The organism is Bradyrhizobium sp. CFUWI (genome assembly GCF_056429085.1).
The window spans coordinates 1-601 of record NZ_JBWJZE010000135.1 but is presented as its reverse complement, the minus strand read 5'-3'; the positions used below and the strand labels follow the sequence as shown (position 1 = coordinate 601).

Annotated in this window: 1 protein-coding gene; it reads right to left on the bottom strand. The window is 49.9% G+C overall.

The genetic code is table 11. From position 1 onward, the window contains the following. On the bottom strand, positions 1-601 hold a 601-nt coding region (mobF, locus tag AC066S_RS39070), incomplete at both ends, for a MobF family relaxase (protein ID WP_478271942.1).

Here is a 601-nt window from a genome sequence, read left to right as displayed (position 1 = left end):
CCTTATTGGAAACCCTTCCTTTCCCAATTTATATGCTAGATCAGCGTGGTAAAGCGATGCCGCGGCCCCTTGCCAGCGCAGCATTTCCCTATTTTCAAGCGCTCCCGTGCTGCCATCCTCTAGCTCAACTACATTCATGACGACGCAGTGAGTATGCAGCTGCGGATCATTTTCGCGGCTACTCCCATGACTGAACATCGCACCTCTGACCAACGCACTTTTATGAATTACGCCTGCTTTCCCCTGCCGAGTCACTGCATGAACTGAAATGTAATCCAGAAATTCGCGCGCCGCCTCATTCTGAATATCTTCAATCCTGCCCTTCACCTTGTCCCCAGCCTGACTCCAAATCACAGAAACAGATTTAGGCGGACTTAGCGTGAAATCATGAAGCGCCACTCTATTTTTTTGATCGGCGTTTTGAACCAGTTTTTCACCGATTTCGGGGTGGCGGCCAGCAGTGAGCGCTGCAAACTTTTTCGAGTCAACCCCAGCAAAGGACAAACCATCAGTGATACCAAGCAAGGTATTCCTCTGCCCAAATGAATTCGGAGCGACATACCAAACACCTGGTGGCTCTTTCTCCCCAGCAGTGTAGTAA